This window comes from Alistipes sp. cv1 (assembly GCF_900240235.1).
In the GTDB taxonomy this organism is placed as follows: Bacteria; Bacteroidota; Bacteroidia; order Bacteroidales; family Rikenellaceae; genus Alistipes_A; species Alistipes_A hominis.
Genome location: NZ_OEPW01000007.1, coordinates 110,370 through 129,823, shown reverse-complemented (window position 1 = coordinate 129,823; position 19,454 = coordinate 110,370). Strand labels below are relative to the sequence as shown.

The 19,454-nt window shown below is 58.0% G+C and carries 12 protein-coding genes and 1 pseudogene; 5 read left to right on the top strand and 8 right to left on the bottom strand.

The genetic code is table 11. The features are described 5' to 3' along the window. Window positions 1–6: 6 nt before the first annotated feature. Complete coding sequence (locus tag C1A08_RS11405) at window positions 7–2,007, bottom strand: tetratricopeptide repeat protein (RefSeq protein WP_101573672.1); 2,001 nt, start codon at window positions 2,005–2,007, stop codon at window positions 7–9. A gap of 315 nt (window positions 2,008–2,322) precedes the next feature. Between C1A08_RS11405 and C1A08_RS11400 the strand changes: the two genes are divergently transcribed. From C1A08_RS11400 to C1A08_RS13560, 4 genes and pseudogenes are all read left to right on the top strand, one after another. Then, entirely contained in the window at window positions 2,323–3,588 is a 1,266-nt protein-coding gene (locus C1A08_RS11400) for an adenylosuccinate synthase (protein WP_055203044.1), read from the top strand. A gap of 24 nt (window positions 3,589–3,612) precedes the next feature. Beyond that, window positions 3,613–4,314: an OmpA family protein gene (locus C1A08_RS11395; protein WP_101573577.1), complete on the top strand. Its 702-nt coding sequence runs from the start codon at window positions 3,613–3,615 to the stop codon at window positions 4,312–4,314. 163 nt (window positions 4,315–4,477) lie between these two features. After that, window positions 4,478–6,059, top strand: a pseudogene (locus C1A08_RS11390) (ABC-F family ATP-binding cassette domain-containing protein); the annotation flags it as partial. Continuing rightward, window positions 6,053–6,364, top strand: a complete 312-nt coding sequence (locus C1A08_RS13560; protein WP_373419261.1) for an ABC transporter C-terminal domain-containing protein — start codon at window positions 6,053–6,055, stop codon at window positions 6,362–6,364. The pseudogene C1A08_RS11390 and the gene C1A08_RS13560, both read left to right, overlap by 7 nt. 81 nt (window positions 6,365–6,445) lie before the next feature. Here C1A08_RS13560 and C1A08_RS11385 read toward each other — a convergent pair whose 3' ends face one another. From C1A08_RS11385 to C1A08_RS11370, 4 genes are all read right to left on the bottom strand, one after another. After that, window positions 6,446–7,723 carry a TolC family protein gene (locus C1A08_RS11385; protein WP_101573575.1) on the bottom strand — a complete coding sequence of 426 codons (1,278 nt, stop codon included), beginning with the start codon at window positions 7,721–7,723 and terminating at the stop codon, window positions 6,446–6,448. Between the two features lie 13 nt (window positions 7,724–7,736). Further along, window positions 7,737–10,790 carry an efflux RND transporter permease subunit gene (locus tag C1A08_RS11380; RefSeq protein WP_101573573.1) on the bottom strand — a complete coding sequence of 1,018 codons (3,054 nt, stop codon included), beginning with the start codon at window positions 10,788–10,790 and terminating at the stop codon, window positions 7,737–7,739. A gap of 7 nt (window positions 10,791–10,797) precedes the next feature. After that, entirely contained in the window at window positions 10,798–11,838 is a 1,041-nt protein-coding gene (locus tag C1A08_RS11375) for an efflux RND transporter periplasmic adaptor subunit (protein ID WP_101573571.1), read from the bottom strand. Window positions 11,839–11,964: 126 nt separating this feature from the next. After that, on the bottom strand, window positions 11,965–13,212 hold the full coding sequence (locus C1A08_RS11370; RefSeq protein WP_101573569.1) for a BT_3928 family protein: 1,248 nt from the start codon (window positions 13,210–13,212) through the stop codon (window positions 11,965–11,967). Between the two features lie 229 nt (window positions 13,213–13,441). Here C1A08_RS11370 and C1A08_RS13290 point away from each other — a divergent pair, with 229 nt between their 5' ends. Further along, window positions 13,442–13,603, top strand: a complete 162-nt coding sequence (locus tag C1A08_RS13290) for a hypothetical protein (protein ID WP_153497711.1) — start codon at window positions 13,442–13,444, stop codon at window positions 13,601–13,603. 21 nt (window positions 13,604–13,624) lie between these two features. On the opposite strand, the gene C1A08_RS11360 is transcribed toward C1A08_RS13290, so the two are convergent. From C1A08_RS11360 to mrdA, 3 genes are read right to left on the bottom strand one after another with little or no spacing between them, the layout of a single operon-like run. Beyond that, window positions 13,625–16,198, bottom strand: a complete 2,574-nt coding sequence (locus C1A08_RS11360) for a calcium-translocating P-type ATPase, PMCA-type (protein WP_101573565.1) — start codon at window positions 16,196–16,198, stop codon at window positions 13,625–13,627. Between the two features lie 19 nt (window positions 16,199–16,217). Further along, the gene (gene rodA, locus C1A08_RS11355; RefSeq protein WP_101573563.1) at window positions 16,218–17,651 is read right to left on the bottom strand and encodes a rod shape-determining protein RodA; all 1,434 of its coding nucleotides are present in this window, start codon (window positions 17,649–17,651) and stop codon (window positions 16,218–16,220) included. Next, window positions 17,629–19,452, bottom strand: coding sequence for a penicillin-binding protein 2 (gene mrdA, locus C1A08_RS11350; RefSeq protein WP_055203058.1), 1,824 nt, complete (start codon window positions 19,450–19,452; stop codon window positions 17,629–17,631). Before mrdA ends, rodA begins: the two co-directional genes overlap by 23 nt. Window positions 19,453–19,454: the final 2 nt, after the last annotated feature.

Genomic DNA, 19,454 nt, shown 5'->3' with positions numbered 1-19,454 from the left:
GCCGGGCTATTTGTTGCCCGGCTGCCCGTATATTTTCAATACTTTATAAGCTTGCTGGATACCCAGTTCCCCGGCCTTGCTCATGTCGAGACATCCTTTGTGGGTGTCTTTCAGGTAGATCTGGATCAGTCCCCGGTTGTAGTACGCTTCTCCGAACTGCGGGTTCAGCTCGATGGCCCGCGTGTAATCCTCCAACGCCTCGGACATTTGTCCCGACAGACAGTACAGGTTGGCGCGATTGTAATACGAGTAGGCGAAATCGGGTAACAGCTTGATCGCCTTGTTCAGGTCGCCGATCGCCTCGTCGTAATTGTACGTACGGGTCGATTGAGTCTTGAGGCGGTTGGCCGGGTCGCTTTCGATGGCGATCCGCTGGAAGCTGTTGTCGATCGACGAGACGAAGTCGATCATCTCGCTTTGCGTCGTGCTGCGGTTCAGGTACAGGAACGGGTTGGACGGGTTGCGGTCGATCGCCGCCGTATAGTTCGAAATGGCGCTGGTGTACTGCTTGATCAGCGATTGCGAGAGTCCCCGTTTGAAATAGATCTGCCATGAGTCGCTTCCCGTCCGGATCGAATCGCCGTTCGCCGCATCGAACGCGATCAGCGAATCGGGCGGAACGTCGCTGTCGCGGTTCACCCATTTCAACAGCGGCAGGCCGATCTGCTTTTTGAAACGCTCGGCTTCTTCCGAGTAATAGGGCTGGAACTGCTGCGGAATCTCGGCGTTCCGGGTGCTGTCGGGTTGTGCTAACGAGAATTTGAACAGCGGCAATAGCGCGATGTCGGCGCTTTTGGCATTGACCTGCTGGTATTCTTCGTCGGTGAAATTATTTTCGAACGATAGCAGTTGGTTGAACTGGCGACTCGTGTCGGCGTAGATCGAGAAGGTGCTGTCGTTCAGCTTCGAGCGGTATTCGGCGATTTTCCGGTCGGCGGTTTCCTTATCGCTGCGCGAACCTTTCAGGTCTTTGGTCGCGTAACGCAGCGACGAGCGATTCAGGTAGGCGTTGGCGAAGTCCGGATAGAGCTCGATGGCGCGCGAATAGTCGCGGATGGCCGCGTCGTAATCGCCCAGTTGGGCGTACAGGCCGGCCCGGTTATAGTAGACGAGCACGTTGTTCGGAGAGTACAGCGCCACCCGGTCGTAGTCTTCCAGCGCCTTGTTGTAGTCCCCGATCTGCGTACGCAAGATCGCCCGGTTGAAATAGGTCAGCGCGCTGGTCGAGTCGAGTTCGATCACCCGGCTGAAATCTTCGATGGCGTCGACCGGCCGCCGGGTGTTCGAGTAGACCAGCGCCCGGTTGAAATAAGCCGGGATAAAAGTCGAGTCGTAGCCGATCGCCCGGTCGAAATCCTGTTTCGCAAGGTCGTATTTTTTCTGACTCAGGTACAGCGAGCCGCGACGGTTGTAGCCGTTCGGGTCGTAGTAGTTGGTGCGGATGCCCTGGTTGTAGTCTTCCAGGGCGCGCGTGGTGTCCTTCATGTACAGGTAGCTGGTGCCGCGGTTCAGGTAGGCGTCCGAGACCTTGTTGTCGTAGCGGATGAAAGTCGTGAAATCCGCGATGGCTTTTTCGAACTGTTGGCTCAGCAGGAAGGTGACTCCGCGGCTGTAATAGGGGCCGGGACGGTCGGGACGCAGGTCGATGGCTTCCTGGAAATCTTTCAGGGCGTCGTCGTAATTGCCCAGCCGCGAACGGGTGATGGCGCGGTACTGGTAGGCGGTCGTAAAAACCGGATTCTGGCGGATGGCGAGCGTGAAATCCTGTTCGGCGCCCAGCAGGTCGTCGAGGTTGTATTTGGCGATGCCGCGCAGGAAATAACCCTCGGTGGCGGTCGAGTCGACCCGCAGCAGGATATTGAGCACCTCGATCGCATCCTGATACTTGCTGTCGATCAGGAAGTTCTGTCCCACGTAGAAAAAGTAGGCCTTGTTGAGTTGCGCTTTTGTTTCCCGGTGCGGCCCGACGGCTGCCAGCAACAACAGAATCAGCAGTATTTTTCGCATTCGCATTCCCGTTTTAAGGTGCTAAGTTAATTATTTTACCGAAAACCCCCGAGTGTTTTCCGGTTAAATTAACGGACGGACGGGCGAAAGTAGTATCGTCCGCAATCGAACCGTCGCGGCTCCGTGCTGCGGGACGGGCGTTCGCCGATTTCGCTTTTGACGCGCTTTTGTTTCCGGGGCGGTACCGCCCTTCGTTCCAGCGTTCTTGCCGGGCGCGAAAATAGCGCTTAAATTTTGCGGACGTCTTTTATGTTATGAAAAAGTTACGTACCTTTGAAAGCAATTTTGCGTTGTGAAATTATTCTAACCGTACCAATGAAAAAAATAGATGTTGTTTTAGGTTTGCAATGGGGTGACGAAGGTAAAGGAAAGGTGGTGGATGTACTGACCCCCGACTATCAGGTGATCGCCCGTTTCCAGGGTGGGCCGAACGCCGGACATTCCCTTCATTTCGAAGGCAAAAAATACGTGCTCCACACGATTCCTTCCGGGATTTTCCGCGACGGATCGATCAATATCATCGGCAACGGCGTCGTGATCGACCCGGTGATCCTGTCCGACGAGATCGCCACGTTGGAGGCCGACGGCGTCGACGTACAGAGCAAGCTGCTGATCGCCAAAAAGGCGCACCTGATCCTGCCGACCCACCGGATCATCGACGCGGCTTCCGAAGCTTCCAAAGGCAAGACCAAGATCGGTTCGACGCTGAAAGGAATCGGCCCGACCTACATGGACAAAACCGGACGCAACGGGTTGCGCGTAGGGGATATTCTCTCTCCCGCGTTCGAAGAGCGTTACCAGCGACTGAAAGCGAAACATCTGGAATTGCTGCGGCAATACGATTTCCAGTTCGATATCACCGATTACGAGAAGGAGTGGCTCGAAGGGATCGAAAACCTGAAGCGTTTCCGTTTTATCGAGGGCGAGCACGTAATCAACGGGTTGCTCGACGAGGGCAAGGCGATCCTGGCCGAAGGGGCTCAGGGGTCGATGCTGGATATCGATTTCGGCACTTATCCTTTCGTGACCTCTTCCAATACGCTTTGCGCTGGGGTTTGCACCGGTCTCGGGGTGGCTCCGTCGCGGATCGGCAATGTGTACGGGATTTTCAAGGCATACTGCACGCGGGTCGGCAGCGGTCCGTTCCCGACCGAGCTGTTCGACGAGGACGGCGAGAAGATGCGCCGGATCGGCATGGAATTTGGTGCTACCACCGGGCGTCCGCGCCGCTGCGGATGGCTCGACATGGTGGCGCTGCGTTATTCGGTGATGATGAACGGGGTGACCGCGCTGATCATGATGAAGTCGGACGTGCTGAACGATTTCGAAAAACTGAAAGTCGCCGTAGCCTATAAGGTGGACGGGAAGGAGACGACCGAATTCCCGTATGAGGTCAACGGGGAGATCGTTCCGGTATACAAGGAGTTCGAAGGATGGAACTGCAACATCAACGGGATACGGAACTACGATCAGTTCCCCACCCGACTGAAGGAATATATCGAATTTATCGAAAAAGAGACGGGCGTGCCGGTGAAGATCGTATCGGTGGGACCCGACCGTGAGGAGACTATTATCCGATAAGTATCGGAGTAAATTGCGACGGATATGAGAACAGGAAAATTTTCGATGGCCGCCATGTTGTCGGCGGCATTGCTGATGACCGGTTGCGCGGCTTTTCAGAACATGAGTTCTACGGGTAAAGGCGCTACGATCGGCGGCGGCGGCGGAGCCGTTGCCGGCGCCGGGATCGGCGCGTTGGCCGGAGGCGGTAAGGGCGCCGCGATCGGTACGCTGGTCGGCGCGGGAGTCGGCGCGGGAGTCGGCGCGTTGATCGGTAAGCGGATGGACAAGCAGAAAGCCGAACTCGAAAAAATCGAGGGCGCGAAGGTCGAAACCGTGACCGACGAAAACAACGTGCCCGCCATCAAGGTGACATTCGACGACAAGATCCTGTTTGCCACCGGAAAGAGCGAACTGGGCGACGCTTCGCGTTCGGCGCTGAAGAAATTCGCTTCTTCGCTGGCCCAATCTCCCGAGACGGACGTGGCGATCTACGGTCATACGGACAATACGGGCAGCCGCGAGATCAATCAGAAATTGTCCGAGGAACGTGCGCAGGCCGTATCTAACTATTTGATAGGTCAGAAGATCGATCCGAACCGGATTACTACGCGCGGACTGGCTTACGATGCGCCGATCGCCGACAACTCGACCGAGGAAGGGCGTGCGCAGAACCGCCGCGTGGAGATCCTGATTACGGCCAACGATAACATGATCCAGCAGGCTCAGCAGGAAGTTGCGAAGTAGTTCTGCCGGAAACGTTCGATTTAAAATCCACTCCGAAACGGGTGGATTTTTTTGCGACGGTTTCTCTCCGGTTTTCTTTTCCGTTGCATTTTTCCGGACCTGACTATGAAAAACCGGATGAATCGGCCGTAACTTTTTATCTTTGTACGAAAAAAGGGAGTTTATGGTCAGTTATCTTCAGGTGGAGGGGCTCGTCAAATCGTTCGGCGACCGGGTGCTTTTCGAAAATTTGTCGCTGGGAGTCGGCGAAGGTCAGCGTATCGGACTGATTGCGAAGAACGGGACGGGCAAAACGACTCTGCTCAACATCATTGCCGGGCGCGAGGATTACGAGGCGGGGCGGATCACGTTCCGCCGGGATCTGAAAGTGGCTTATCTGGAACAAAATCCCGCGTTTCCCGAAGGAACGACCGTGCTGGACGCCTGTTTCCTGGCCGATTCGCCCGCGTTGCGCGCCGTTGCCGCCTACGAACAGGCGGTGGCGTCGGCAGACGAAGACGTTTTGCACCGGGCGATGGCCGAAATGGACGCGCAGGATGCCTGGAACTACGAATCGCGGGTCAAGCAGATCCTCACGCAGTTGAAAATTAAGGATTTTGATCAGCCGACCGGACAGTTGTCCGGCGGTCAGGTCAAGCGGGTCGCTCTGGCCAATGCGCTGATCGCCGAACCCGACCTGCTGATCCTCGACGAACCGACGAACCACCTCGACCTTGAGATGACCGAATGGCTCGAAGAATATCTGGCTCATACCCGACTGAGCTTGCTGATGGTGACTCACGACCGTTATTTCCTCGACCGGGTCTGCTCGGACATCGTTGAGATCGACGACCGGCAGGCGTACGTGTATCACGGCAATTACAGCCTTTATCTCGAAAAGCGGCAGCAGCGGCTCGATGCGGCCGATGCGCAACGCGAGCGCGATAACAATCTGTACCGTACCGAGTTGGAGTGGATTCGCCGGCAGCCGCAAGCGCGCGGGACGAAAGCGCGTTCGCGGGTCGAGTCGTTCGGCGAACTCGAGGAACGGCTGCGCAAGCGCCGCGAGAGCGGAGATGTGCGGCTGGACGTCAAAGCGGCTTACATCGGGAAAAAGATCTTCGAGGTGCGGGGGCTTTCCAAACGTTTCGGCGACAAGGTGATTCTCGACGGATTCGACTACCGTTTCGCCCGTTACGAAAAAATGGGTATCGTCGGCGACAACGGCACCGGAAAATCGACCTTTATCAAGATGCTGATGGGGCTGGTGCAGCCGGATGCCGGGACGATCGATATCGGCGAGACGGTCCGTTTCGGCTACTATTCGCAGGACGGGCTGTCGTTCGACGATGGCGCGAAGGTGATCGACGTGGTGACCGAAATCACCGAACATATCGAGCTGGGCGAAGGGCGCCGGTTGAGCGCGTCGCAATTTTTGCAGTATTTCCTGTTCACGGCGCAGACGCAGTACGATTATGTCGAAAAACTCAGCGGCGGCGAACGGCGACGGCTGTACCTCTGCACGGTGCTGATGCGCAATCCGAATTTTCTGGTGCTTGACGAGCCGACCAACGACCTGGATATTATGACGCTGCAAGTGCTCGAAGAGTTCTTGCAGGGTTACGGCGGTTGTTTGATCGTAATTTCGCACGACCGTTATTTCATGGACAAAGTAGCCGATCACCTGCTGGTTTTCCAGGGCGGCGGGCAGATCAAAGATTTTCCGGGGAATTACAGCGATTACCTTGAGTGGAAACGGCTGAAAGAGTCCGAAGAACGGGCGGCCGGATCGCGGGAGAACAAGAAGATACAGGAAAAGCAAATGCCGAAACAGTCGTCCGCGCCGTCCGGCAAACGCAAGCGGACGTATCAGGAAAACCGAGAGATGGAACGGCTCGAACAGGAGATTCCGCAGTTGGAGCAGGAAAAGGCCGAGCTGGAGCGACTGCTCGGCAGCGGTAGCCTATCTGTCGGGGAGCTTACCGCCAAATCGGTGCGGATCGGCGAGGTGATCGCCCTGATTGACGAAAAAAGTATGCGGTGGCTCGAATTGAGCGAGATCGCGGGGTAGAGAAGGCGTAAACGGATGGCCGCTTTGTTTCTGGAAATCGCACTGTAAGCCGCGGTCGTGCGGTGGCGACGGTCGTGCGGATTATCTGGAAAAATCGTAGCGGCCGATCGCTTTCTTATAGGCCGAAATGGCGACCTTTTCGTTGAAATGGGCCGTTACGGCGTTCGTATAAGCTTGTAACCACGAAAGTTGCGCGGATATGACGTCGAGGATGGTCAGTACCCCCTCGTTGTAGCTGAACGTGTTCAGCGACAGGTTCTCGCGTGCGACGTCGAGGTTTGAGCGGGCGGTCGCGATCTGCAAATTCGCTTCGGTGATGTTTGTCCATGCGTTCGAGATCGCTACCGAAAGGTTGTCCGCGACGGCGGCCTGCGCATACTGCGACGAGCGGAGCGTCGCTTCGGCCGCATGGACCGTGTGACGCCGTTCGTTCCAGTGGAAAATCGGGATGTTCAGCCGTAGGAATGCCAGCCCGTCGATCCGGGTCTGTCCGTGATAGTTCGGCGACGGGGTGTTCCAAATGCCCTGCACGCCGGCCGAGAGCTGCGGGTTGAACCGCGAAGCCGCCAGTCTGACGTTGTACCGTTGTAGGTCGATTTGTTTGCCGGCGATCAGGTAGGACGGGTGCGACGGGACGGCCTCTTCCGGGGCTATCTCCTGCAACGGCGGAACGGATTGCGTGATCGAGTCGGCCGCATGGCGGGGCGCGTCGGGTTTTTCTCCCATCAGGATGTTGAAATTGTGCAGCGAAATACGGTAGGCGTTTTCGATCTGTATACGGCTGAATTCAGCTTCCTGCAATCGGGTCTGAATCATCAGCAGGTCGTTGCGGGCTACGTAGCCGTCGTCGAAACGCGTCTGCACTACGTTGAACATTTCGCGGACGATCGCTTCGTAGCGGGTCGTGATGTCCAGCAGCGCTTTGTTCGAAGCCAGATTCCAGTAGTTGTATTCGGCCAGGTAGGCGACGTCCAGCTCCGATTGCTGTTCCTGCAACCGGAACAGATCTTGATTCACCTGCGCCTGTCGGTAACTATCGCGGACGCTTCCTCCGACGTAAATTTGCTGTACCAGAGCCGGCTGCAACGAAAACGAATAGGGTTTCAGCAGCCGGTCGCTCTGAAAACGTTTTCGGAAGTTGATCGAAAAGTCGCCGTCGGCGCTGAGTTGAGGCAGGAAACCGGTGTAGCTGCCCCGGACGGCGGCCTCTGCGGCGCGGGTCTGCTCGGCGGCCTGTTTCAGCGTGTAGCTGTATTGCAGGACGCGGAGTCGGTAGTCGTCGAGCGAGAGCGTGTCCTGGGCGGCGGCGGAGCCGGATACGGCTGCGATCAGTAATAGGTATATGAATTTCGTACGCATTGCGGGGTTTGTTTTAAGGGTTTGCAGGCGCCGGTTTACGGATTCCGAAAAACAGGCAGTAAGCGACGGGCAGTACCAGAATGGTCAGCAGCGAAGCGACCAGCAGTCCGCCCATGATCGTGGCGGCCATGCCGCCGAACATCGAATCGAACAGCAGCGGCAGCATACCGAGAATCGTGGTGCCGGAGGCCATCATGACCGGGATGATTCTCGATCGGGTCGCCGACAGAACGGCGTCGTAGGGGCTTTTGCCGACTGCCGTTTCGGCGCCGATCTGGTCGACCAGTACGATGGCGTTCTTGATGTTCATGCCGACGAGTCCCAACAGGCCGAGCATCGCGAAAAAGTCGAACTGTTTGCCGGTAGCCAACAGGCCGACGACGACGCCAATGAAAATCATCGGCACCATCAGCACGATGACGACCGGTTTTTTGTAGGTACGGAACAGCAGCAGCAGCGTGATGAATATCAGTATGAACGTGAGCGGCATGTTGGCGGCCAGCGCAGCGTTCGACTCCTGTTGTCCCTGTTCTTCGCCGAAGATCTTCAGGTCGTAGCCTTCGGGCAGCGCGATCCGCGACCGCACTTGTTCGAGCACCTTGCCGAAAGCCGCTTTCGTATTGGCTCCGCGTACCGGGTCGCACTGGGCCATCATCACCCGTTCGCGGTTGTAGCGCTTGATCGTGCCGTAACGGAATCCGAAATCAAAACGGTCGACGACCTGCTCGAGCGGATAGACATTGCCTTTCGGCGAGTAGATCGGCACCGATCGCAGGTTATTCAGGTTGAAATCGGCCCGGTCGTCGTCGACCAGCAGAATCGGCATGAACTGATCCTTATGACGGTACTCGCCGAGTTGGTAGCCCGAGGTGGCGATGGTCATCTGCTGGGCTGCCGCGAGTCGCGTGATGCCGAGCCGGGGCCCTTTTTCCTGCGAATAAACGGGTTCCCAGACCGGGATCGGGTTGCCCCAACTGCTGCGGGTGTCGGTGACTTCCGGGATCTCGCGCATCAACCTTTCGGTCTGTTCGGTCAGCGCGGCGAGCGTGTCGATGTCGGGACCGATGAATCCGATTTCGATGGCCGCTTCGACCGCAGGCGACAGTTTGAACAGCGACGAGCGTACCAGCAGGTCGGGGAAATTGGCGCGGGCATAGGCGTTGAAACGCTCCTCCACCGCCGCCGTCGAGTCTTTCGCGGTCAATTCCACCAGCAGGTTGCCGAAATTGGGTTTCGGGCCGAACGAAGTGCTGGCCAGGTAGTACCGCGGAGGAGAACTGCCCATCGTCGCCGAGACGTTCTTAACGGACGGTTGCCGTAACAACCACTCTTCGAGCCGCATTATGTTCCGTTCCATATCCCGGATATTGTAGCCGTCGGGCAGGAAACAGTCGGCCCGAAAATAGGGCTTGTCGAGGTTCGGGAAAAAATTTTGCGGCATGGCTCCCATGACCAGCAGCGACCCGGCGAACAGCGCGACCATGATCCCCGCGACCCACCAGCGCCGGCGGATCAGCCGTTCGAGCAACTGGTCGAACAGGCGGTAGAATTTCCGGTCGTAAGGGTCTCGCGGAGCCGCCTGCGTTTGTTCTTTCAGAATGTAGCTGCCGAATAGCGGGGTTTGGCTCAGCGCGAGCATCCAGCTCAGCAACAGCGAAATGGCTACGACGACGAACAGCGGTTTGACGATCTCGGCGACCGCCGACGGGGCCAGGTACAGCGGCAGGAACGAGCAGATCGCAATGAACGTGGCTCCGAGCAGGCCCCATTGCGGTCCGGTGGCTCCGTCGATCAGCGCCTGCCGTCGTCGCGCGCCGCGCAGGATCGCGTTTTGCGCGTTGTCGGTTACGACGATCGCGTTATCGACCAGCATTCCCATCGCGATGATGAATCCGGCCAGCGAAGTACGGTTCAGGCCGACGCCGAGAAACTGCATGATCAGCAGCGTGCCGCCGATGGCGAAGATCAGCGAACTGCCGATCAATATGCCGGCGCGCAGACCCATGATCAGCATGATCAGTACGATTACGATCGAAATCGATTCGATCAGGTTGACGATGAAGGTATTGTTGGCTTCCCGAGCGATCTGGTTTTCCGGATAGAGCGTCTGTAGCGTGATGCCGATCGGTATCTGCGGGTTCAGCTCGGCCAGTTTCCGTTCGATCAGCGCGCCGGTTTTGACGACGTCTTTTTCCGGGTCGGTCGAAACGCCGATCCCGATGGCCCGCCGGCCGTTGACGCGCATCAGTGTGCCTGGCGGTTCGGCATAGCCCGCTTCGATCCGGGCGATGTCGCCCAGGCGCACCTGAAGACCCTGGGTCGAGGTCAGAATCTGGTTGCGGATGTCGTCGAGGTTCTTATAAGTTCCCGTTTCGATGATCTTGATCTGCATCTGGCCGGCCATTTTTTCGCCGCTGCCGACCAGCGTGTTCTGCCCGCTGAGGATGCGGATCACTTCGTCGGGCGTGATGAACAGGTTGCCGAGGGCCGACATGCTGAGGTAGACGTTCACCACCCCGTTCTGTTCGCCGAACAGCGTGACTTTCTGCACGCCGGGCACCGTCACCAGTTCGGTCTTGATTCGCTGCGCCCAGTCGCGCATCTCTTCGTAGGTAAATCCTTCGTCGGCCGAGAGTCCGTAATAGATGCCGAAGACGTCGCCGAAATCGTCGCTGACCGAGATGTTCGACGCCCCGTCGGGCAGCGCGGGCTGCACGTTCATGATTTTGCGGCGCAGTTCGTCCCACATCTGCGGCATCTCGCCGGCCGGCGTCGAGGGTTGCAGTTCGATCATGATTTTCGACATGCCGTACCACGACTCGGACGTGATCTTGTAGACGCGGCGCATCGACTGGATTTCGCGTTCGATCGGTTCGGTGATCAATTGTTCGACCTCTTCGGGCGTCGCTCCGGGATAGCGGGTGACGATCGCCGCGCTTTTAATGACGAATGGCGAGTCCTCCTTTTTGCCCAGTTGCGTGAAAGCGACAATGCCGCCGACGAGCAGTATGGCCAGGAAAAAAAAGATAACCTTGCGGTTGTCGAGCGAGTAGCGGGGTAGATTCATGGTACGGTTATTTGATGATTTTTACCGTTTCGTTCGGATTGATCCGGTAGATGCCCGCCGTGACGACCGTGTCGCCGGGCAGCAATCCGCTCTCGACGGCGATCATGTCGCTGCCGATCGGCTCGCCGAGTTCGACCCGGTTCAGCCGGGTGCGGCGTTCGCGGTCTATCGTCCAGACGTAGTTGCTGTCGTTGCGTTCGAATACGGCGGTCAGCGGTACGGCCGTCAGGCCGGGGCGGTCGGGATTGTTCACCCGCAGGTTGATCATGCACGACATGCCGGGAGCGATGTCGTATTTTTTCAGGTTCTCTCCCTCGAGCGTCAACGTGACGGAGATGCCGGTCGCCTGCGTCGAGGTCTGCACGTATTCTTTCAGCCGCGCGCCGAACGTGACGCCCGGGTAATTGTCGAATTTTACCGAGAACCGGATGCCGGGGATCTTCAATGTCTGCAATCCGCTCTCCGGCATCGTGAACATGACGCTCTCGGTGATCGGGTTTACCAGCCGCACGACCGGTTCGCCGGCCATCACCTGCTGGTAGTTGTCTACGTACTTCTTTTCGACGGCCCCTGCGAACGGCGCGCGCAGTCGGGTATCCGCGAGGGTCGTTTGAGAATTCTCGTAAGCGGATTTCGCACGGACGTAGGCGGCGTCGGCCATTTCGTAGTCCTGGCGGGAGATCGCCTGCTTCTCGAGCAGCCGTTTGTTTCGCTCCATTTGCGACCGGGCGGTCAGGTAGGTGGCTTTGTCGGCCTCCATTTGCAGCGAATACTCGCGCGGGTTGATCTCGGCGATTACATCCCCTTTTTTGACGCTCTGGCCGGTGATGACGTTCATCTTTAGGATCTGTCCCGAGATCCGGAAAGCCAGGTTCGAAATATCGTCGGCTACGGACATGCCGGCGAAGTCCTTGTCGACCGAGCCGAGCGGTTGGGTGGCGTATACTTTTACCGGGCGGATCTCTTGTTGCGCGGGTTGTGTCCCGGAATGGCCGCAGCTTTGCAGCGACACCAGGATGCCGGCGGTGAAAATGAGTTTGGCATTCATAAGCGATAGTCTGATATGGCTGACCTTCAGCTAAAATCATGCCATGCCGTCCGGCGGCGGACGGTTATGAAAAGAATGTCCGCGGTTTTCGGGCCGCGGACATTCCGGATCGACTTTCGAAAAAAATTATTCTTTGACGCGTCGTGACGTATAGGCGACGTAAATGAACGCCAAGGCGGCTGCAAGGAGGCCCAGCGGCCAGATGCGGTTGTTGCGGTCGCGCCGTTCGGTGACCGTTTCGAGCGGCGTCCGGCCGTCGTAATCCCGTTCGAAATTCGGGATGTCGCGGCAGTTCCATTTGCCGAGGATCGTCCCCTCTTTCAGTAGTACGAGTCCCGCCCGGGCGCGGATCAGCATTTTCAGCGTCGTGCCGTCCATGTTGTAAACCGGGATACGACTGTCGCCGAAAGTTATTTTCCCGTCTTCGGGTAACGCCGAGGCGGTGACGCATACGACCGGGTAGTTGTATTTCACGGCATAGCGCACGGTTTGTTCGATTTGCCGGCTGCATATCGAAGACAACGGCCGGTCGATCGGGTTCAGCGCGATCAGGAAAACTTCGCGGGTCGAAGCCAGCAGCGTCGGCGCATAATTCTCGTCGGCGTTGAAAACGGAAAAGTCCTGGATTTCGCTTCGCCGCTTGCGGTTGTTTTCTACGATTCGGGTGTCGACGTATTCCCAGCGCAGCGTGTCGTACCAGGTCGTATCGGCAAGGTCGAATTCGCGTTGCTGTCCGGTCGTGCGGTCCTTGTAGATCAGCGTTGTCTGCGTATCGTTGCCGTAACCTTCCAGCTGCGACGGAATGTTCACGCCGATGCGGAACGGCAAAAAGTCGATCGGAGGCAGGTGGCGCAGGCTGTACAGTCCGATCCCGGACGACAGCAGTCCGAAGAAAAAGATCATGCTCCATTCGACTGTCGAGGCGTAACGGTTGTGCTGTCTGAAAGGCTGTTTCCAAGCCGTGCGCCACAGGACGACGGTAAGCAGCAGCAGGATTACGTTTTTGAAAAAGGTCTGCCAGTTGGTCAGTTTGACGAAGTCGCCGAAACAGCCGCAGTCGGCCACCGGGTTCCACAGGGCGAGTACGAAAGTCAGCAGCGTGAAGAATCCGAGCAGGATCGTCAACAGTGTCGTGACGCTCTTTTCCCGGATACGGAACAGCAGGCAGAATCCCAGCAGCATTTCCGAGGCGGACAGCAGGATCGAAAAGGCGTATTCGGCTCCGGACAGCCAACCCATTCCGAAGGCGTTGAAATATTCTCCGAACTTGATGGCCGTGCCCCAAGGATCGACGGCTTTGACAAACCCCGAAAAAATAAATACTCCTGCAACGATCCATCGCAGCAGTCCGGTCAGGAAAGTATGTTTTTTCATGGCGTTTGTGATTGGTTAGTTGACAAATGTATGTTTTTTAACGGTGATATGCAATTTTATACCCTTTTTCCTAATTTTGCGGAAAGGGCCGGAATTGCCGGCCGGACTAAACGGAAGCGTATGGAAAACAGGGTAGATCGGATATTGAAAAGGGTCGTTCGCTTCTGCCGACGCGCAGTGGATCGTCGACGTGGTCGGTTCGCACCACAATGTGCAAAAAACCATTGAATTGGGCTTCGAAACGTTGTTCGAAGCCGATCTGATCGTCGACCTGTTCGAAGGATATTATCCGGCAGAAGAAGCGGGCGCCTGTTACCGCAATGGGGTGCGGATCGCTTCCGGAAAATCGTGGTTCGCACGCCTGTTTCCCGGGTGCGCCGGGGTCGGATAGCTTGCCCTTCTGCGTCCCGGTCTATTTCGTTGTGTGCCTGCGGCGGGAACTCAGCGCGCGGGTCAACTCGCCGCCCCACATCACCAGCGAAGTGGCTCCGATGATCGTCAGCCAGTCGCAGCCGGAGAGCGGGACCGTGCGGAAGACGTTTCCGCCCCAGGTTACGATGATGAATTGACCGGCCAAGATTAGCAGCAGCACGCCGAAAAACGGGGCGCAGCCCCCGACCGCTTTCCAGATCGGGGTGGTTGTGCCGAATCCCTTCGCGTTGAACATGTTCCAGAATTGCAGCATGACGAATACCGTGAAGAATGCGGAGAGCTCGTAGATCGTGATTGCCGATCCGAAGTAGTACAGTATGCCGAGCAGTACGGCGACGAAAAGCAGTCCGACGCCGACGATCGAGCGCATCATCGGGCGCGAAATGATGAAGTCGCTGTTTTTGCGCGGTTTTTCGCGCATCACGCTGCGGCTCGGCGGCAGCGAAGCGAGCGCCAGCGCCGCGAAAGTGTCCATGATCAGGTTGACCCACAGCATTTGCGTGACGGTCAGCGGCAATTCGCTGCCGAAAATCGAGCCGAACAGTACGATGATGATCGCCACGAAGTTGATCGTCAGTTGGAACAGTACGAACCGCTGGATGTTGCGGTACAGCGAGCGGCCCCACATCACGGCCGTGGCGATGCTGCTGAACGAGTCGTCGAGCAGCGTGATGTCGCTGGCTTCTTTGGCTACGGAGGTTCCGGTACCCATCGACAGTCCGACCTGCGCGAAATTCAGCGCCGGCGCGTCGTTCGTGCCATCGCCGGTGACGGCCACCACTTCCCCTTTTTGTTGCAGCAGTCTTACGAGCCGCTGTTTGTCCAGCGGCCGCGCGCGCGACATGATCTTCAACGACTGTACCCGTTCGAGCAGTTCCTCGTCGCTCAGCGCGGCGAATTCGGAGCCGGAGATGTGGTTGCGGTCGGTGTCTTCCGCCGTCCACAGGCCGATCTGTCGACCGATCTCTTTGGCCGTCGCCGGGGTGTCGCCGGTAACGATTTTCACGTCGATACCTGCGGACAAGCACTCTGCCACAGCGGCCGGCACGTCGTCGCGTACCGGGTCGGAGATGGCGGCGATCCCGATGAAATGCAGCGGGCAGCGTTCGAGCGCTTCGTCGCAGGTATCCACGCCGTCGCATACGGCGTAAGCGAATCCGAGCGTCCGCATCGCCATGTTCTGGTAGGCGGACAGTTGCTTTTCCACTTCGGCTTTCGCCCCGAAACCGGCGCACTTGGCCAGGATGATTTCGGGAGCGCCTTTTATGTAGAGAATGCGTTTGCCGGAAGCCGAGTCGACCAGTGTCGCCATGAATTTGCGTTCGGTGGTGAAGGTCATTTGATCGACCGTCTCCGCGGCGTCGCGCAGCGCGGCGTAGTCGGCGCTCCGGTCTTTGAGCCACAGCAGCAATGCCCCTTCGGTCGGGTTGCCGATCACTTTGCCGTTCGCGTCCAGGAAGGCGGTCGAGTTCGCGGCGATTCCTTCGCGGATCAGCGGGTCGATCCCGTCCTCGGAGAATTTGGTTTCGTAAACGCGCATTTCATTGCGGGTCAGCGTGCCGGTCTTGTCGGTGCAGATCACCGTGATCGCTCCCATCGTTTCGCTGGCGTGCATTTTCCGGACGAGGTTATTCGTACGGAGCATCCGCCGCATGTTGACCGCGAGCGACAGCGTGACGCTCATCGGCAGTCCTTCCGGCACGGCCACGACGATCAGCGTGACGGCTACCATGAAGTATTGCAACACTTCGGTTGCGACTGTCAGCCAGTCGGCCGTCAACAAGTCGCCCGTCAGCATACCTTTGACGATCAGCGCTGCGAACGTGACGATCGCCAGCGAGATGCCGACGCGTCCGATCAGCTTCGACAGGCGTTGCAGTTGCAGGTTCAGCGGGGTCTCTTCGTCGCTTTCGACAGTAGCTTGTTCGGCGACTTTGCCGAATTCGGTGGCGTCCCCTACGGCGGTCACCTGCATGACGCCATGGCCTTCGACCACGGTCGTTCCGCGCATGACGTGGTCGGACGGATAAGTCGATTCTTTGTCGAAATGGGCCGGGTCGGTCGTTTTGCCGATCTGCGGTTCCCCGGTCAGCGTCGATTCGTTGATCTTCAGCGACACGGCTTCCTGCAGAATTCCGTCGGCAGGCACCTCTTCGCCGCTTTCGAGTAGGACGATGTCGCCGACCACGACCTCTTTTTTCGGGATCTCGGCGACGGCTCCGTCGCGGACGGCTTTCACCGGCGTGTCGTCGTTGGTGCTGTTCAGCACGTCGAATTTCTTCATCGCGTCGTATTCGAACCAGAATGCGACGCCGGTAGCCAGGAAGATCGCGCAGAAAATGCCGATCGCTTCGGCGAATTCATTATGTATGAAACCGATTCCGAGCGACAGCGCGGCCGCCACCAGCAGGATGCGGATGACCGGATCGTTGAATTTTTCGATGAACAGGCGCCACAGCGATTTGCGTTTCGGCGGGGTGAGCAGGTTGGCGCCGTATTGTTCGCGGCTTCGGATTACTTCGTCCTGCGTGAGTCCTTTCAGGGAATTCGACATGGTGTATGGCTGATTAGGGTTATGTTAACAGTTCGTGTTTGGATGCGTCCAGCTTGATCGCTACGAAGAGCAGGATCGTGAAGGCGATCAGCGACGAGCCGCCATAGCTGAAAAACGGCAACGGAATGCCGATTACCGGCATGATACCAATCGTCATGCCGATATTGACCGCTACGTGGAACAGAAAGATCGACGCCACGCAGTAGCAATAGATCCGGCCGAAGGGTTCCATCTGACGCTCGCCCATCCGGATGATCCGCAGGATCAGGACGGTGAACAGGACGACGATGACGGCGCTGCCCAGGAATCCCCACTCTTCGCCGACCGTGCAGAAGATGAAGTCGGTACTTTGTTCGGGGACGAAATTGAATTTCGTTTGCGTCCCTTCGAGAAAGCCTTTGCCGCTGAAACCGCCCGATCCGATCGCGATTTTCGACTGGTTTACGTTGTAGCCCCAGCCTTTCAGGTCGGATTCCAGGCCCAGCAGATCGAGGATTCGCTTTTGTTGGTGTATCTGTAGGTGCTGGAAAACGTAATCGATCGTGTAGGTGAATCCGAGCGATCCGAAGAAGAGCAAGATGAACGTCAGTATATTGTGTATTTTGTACCGGTAAGCGTAGGCGACCACGGCTCCGACCGACAGCACGGCGGCGATCAAAATGGCCGTGTGCCAGCTCATGCCGATCCGCAGGACGGCGTTGAACAGCAGGTAGAGCAGGATCGAGCCGAGCGCCAATCCGGCCAGGTAGATGACTTTGCTTTTCCAGTTGCCGTTCGACACCCCTTCGCCGATCGCGCAGACGAGGATCAGCACGATCAGCAGCGTGACCGGTTCGAGCAGGAACGAAAAGACGAACAGCGAGATAATCATGATCAGCGCCACGTAGACCCAGCCGTTGAACCCTTCGCGGTAAAACATGAACAGGAACGAGCCGTATACGAGGGCCGAACCGGTGTCGTTCTGCAGGATTACGATCAGCACCGGCAGTCCGACGATCATGCCCGCGCGCAGTAGATCGCCCGGCTTGCGGATGTCGAACGTGTAGGAACTCATGTAACGGGCCAGCGCCAGCGCGGTGGTGAATTTCGCGAACTCGGTCGGCTGGATCGCCACCGGGCCCAGCATGATCCACGCTTTCGCGCCGTTGACCTCCTTGCCGAACAGCAGCACGCCGACCAGTACCAGGATCATGATCCAATACAGCGGGTAGGCCAGCACGTGGTAATACTTGTCGTCGATCAGCAGGATCGACACCGCGATGAATGCCGACGCCCCGATCCAGACCAGTTGCATCCCGTAACGCTGGCCGACGTCGAAGATGCTGGCATGCGCGTCGTCGTAGACGGCGGCGTAAATATTCAGCCAGCCCATCAGCACCAGCAGAACGTATGCCAGCACCGCCACCCAGTCCACGCCGCCCACGGCGAGTCTATTTTCGCTGTTGTCTCTCATAATACGGGTAGGCGATCTGTTTGTTTTTGACGTATTCCACCAGCGGCGCGCGCTGGATCGTATCGGTGAGGTAAAGCTCGGTCAGCAGGCTGGCGATCGGGGCTGCGACGGTGGCGCCGAATCCCCCGTTTTCGATGTAGACCGAGACGGCTATCTTCGGGTTGTTTCGCGGGGCGAAGCAAAAGAATGTGCTGTTGTCGGCCCCGTGCGGATTCTGAGCCGTACCGGTCTTGCCGCAGATATCCAGGCCCGGCACCATCGCGATCCGGCCCGTTCCGCCGCCGTTGACCGCTTGGTACATCCCTTCGACGATCGGTTCGAACCAGCGGGCGTCCACCCGGGTGGTGTGGTTGACGTAGAACCGCGCGTCGATCGAGTCGCGGTCGTGTATCCGCTTGACCACGTGCGGAGTGCGGTAATGGCCCCGGTTGGCGACCGTAGCCACCATGTTGGCCATCTGCAACGGGGTGCAGCCCAGCTCGCCCTGCCCGATCGACAGCGAGATCACGGTCAGTCCGTTCCATCGGCCCCGGTAGGCCTTGTCGTAAAATTCGGAGGAGGGGACGTTCCCGTTCAGTTCGCCGGTAAAGTCCGTTCCGAGTTTGCGGCCGTACCCGAAACTGCGAACATAGTCCGCCCACACGCCGAAACCTTCCTCGATGTTTTTGTATTTTTTGTTTTCGATGATATTCCGGAAAACGTAGCAGAAGTAGGCGTTGCAGGAGTTCGCGATGGCTGCCTCCAGGTCGAGCGGCGATCCGTGCGCGTGGCATTTGACGCCGCGCCCGTACGGGTATCCTCCGTGACAGGGATAGGTTTGCGACGGCGACAGCACGCCCTCCTGCATTCCAATGAGTCCCTGGATCACTTTGAACGTTGAACCGGGGGGGTAGAACGACATGACCGCGCGGTTGTAAAGCGGCCGCCGCGGGTCGTTGAGCAGTTTCATGTAGTTGTTGCCGCGATCGCGGCCCACCAGTTCGTCCGGGTCGTAGGTCGGACTGTTGGCCATCACGAGGATTTCGCCCGTTTCCGGCTCGATCGCGACGACGCTGCCCACTTTGCCTTCCATCAACTCTTCGGCCAGCGCTTGCAGCCGCGCGTCGATCGTACAGGTGATCGCCACGCCCGGAGACGGCAGCGTGTCGTAAATACCGTTCGCATAGGAGCCTTTCGGGATACCGTGCACGTCCACCATTTCGATTTTCACTCCTTTCTCTCCGCGCAGCACTTCTTCGTAGGCCTGTTCGATGCCGCTGCGCCCGATGTAGTCGCCGCTGCGGTAGTACGGGTCGCGTTCCAGGATCCGGTCGTCCACTTCGCCGACGTATCCCAGCAGGTTGCCCGCCATTTTAGTCGGGTACGACCGGACGGTGCGGTAAACGGTGAAGAATCCGGGGAATTGGTGCTCTTCGAGGCGCAGTTTGGTCTCTTTGGGCAACTGTTTGACGATGACCGACGCCCTACGGCGCGAGAAATTGGACGCTTTGATCAGCTCCTTGCGGATCTGTTCGACCGGTACGCCCAGGATGCGGCTCATCAGCGCGGTGTCGAACGGCCGCACTTCGCGCGGGGTCGCCATCAGGTCGTAAGCCTCTTTGCTCTGTACCAGGAAGCGTCCGTTTCGGTCGTAAACTTCGCCCCGGGGCGGGTACTGCACCATGTAGCGCAGGACGTTGTTGTCTGCATTCGTCTTGTAGCTGCCGTCGAGCACCTGGATATAGAACAACCGCAGCAGGACGATCGCCGCGATGACGATGACGACTCCCTGTAAGGTTTTGATTCGGCGGGGGGTATCCACGG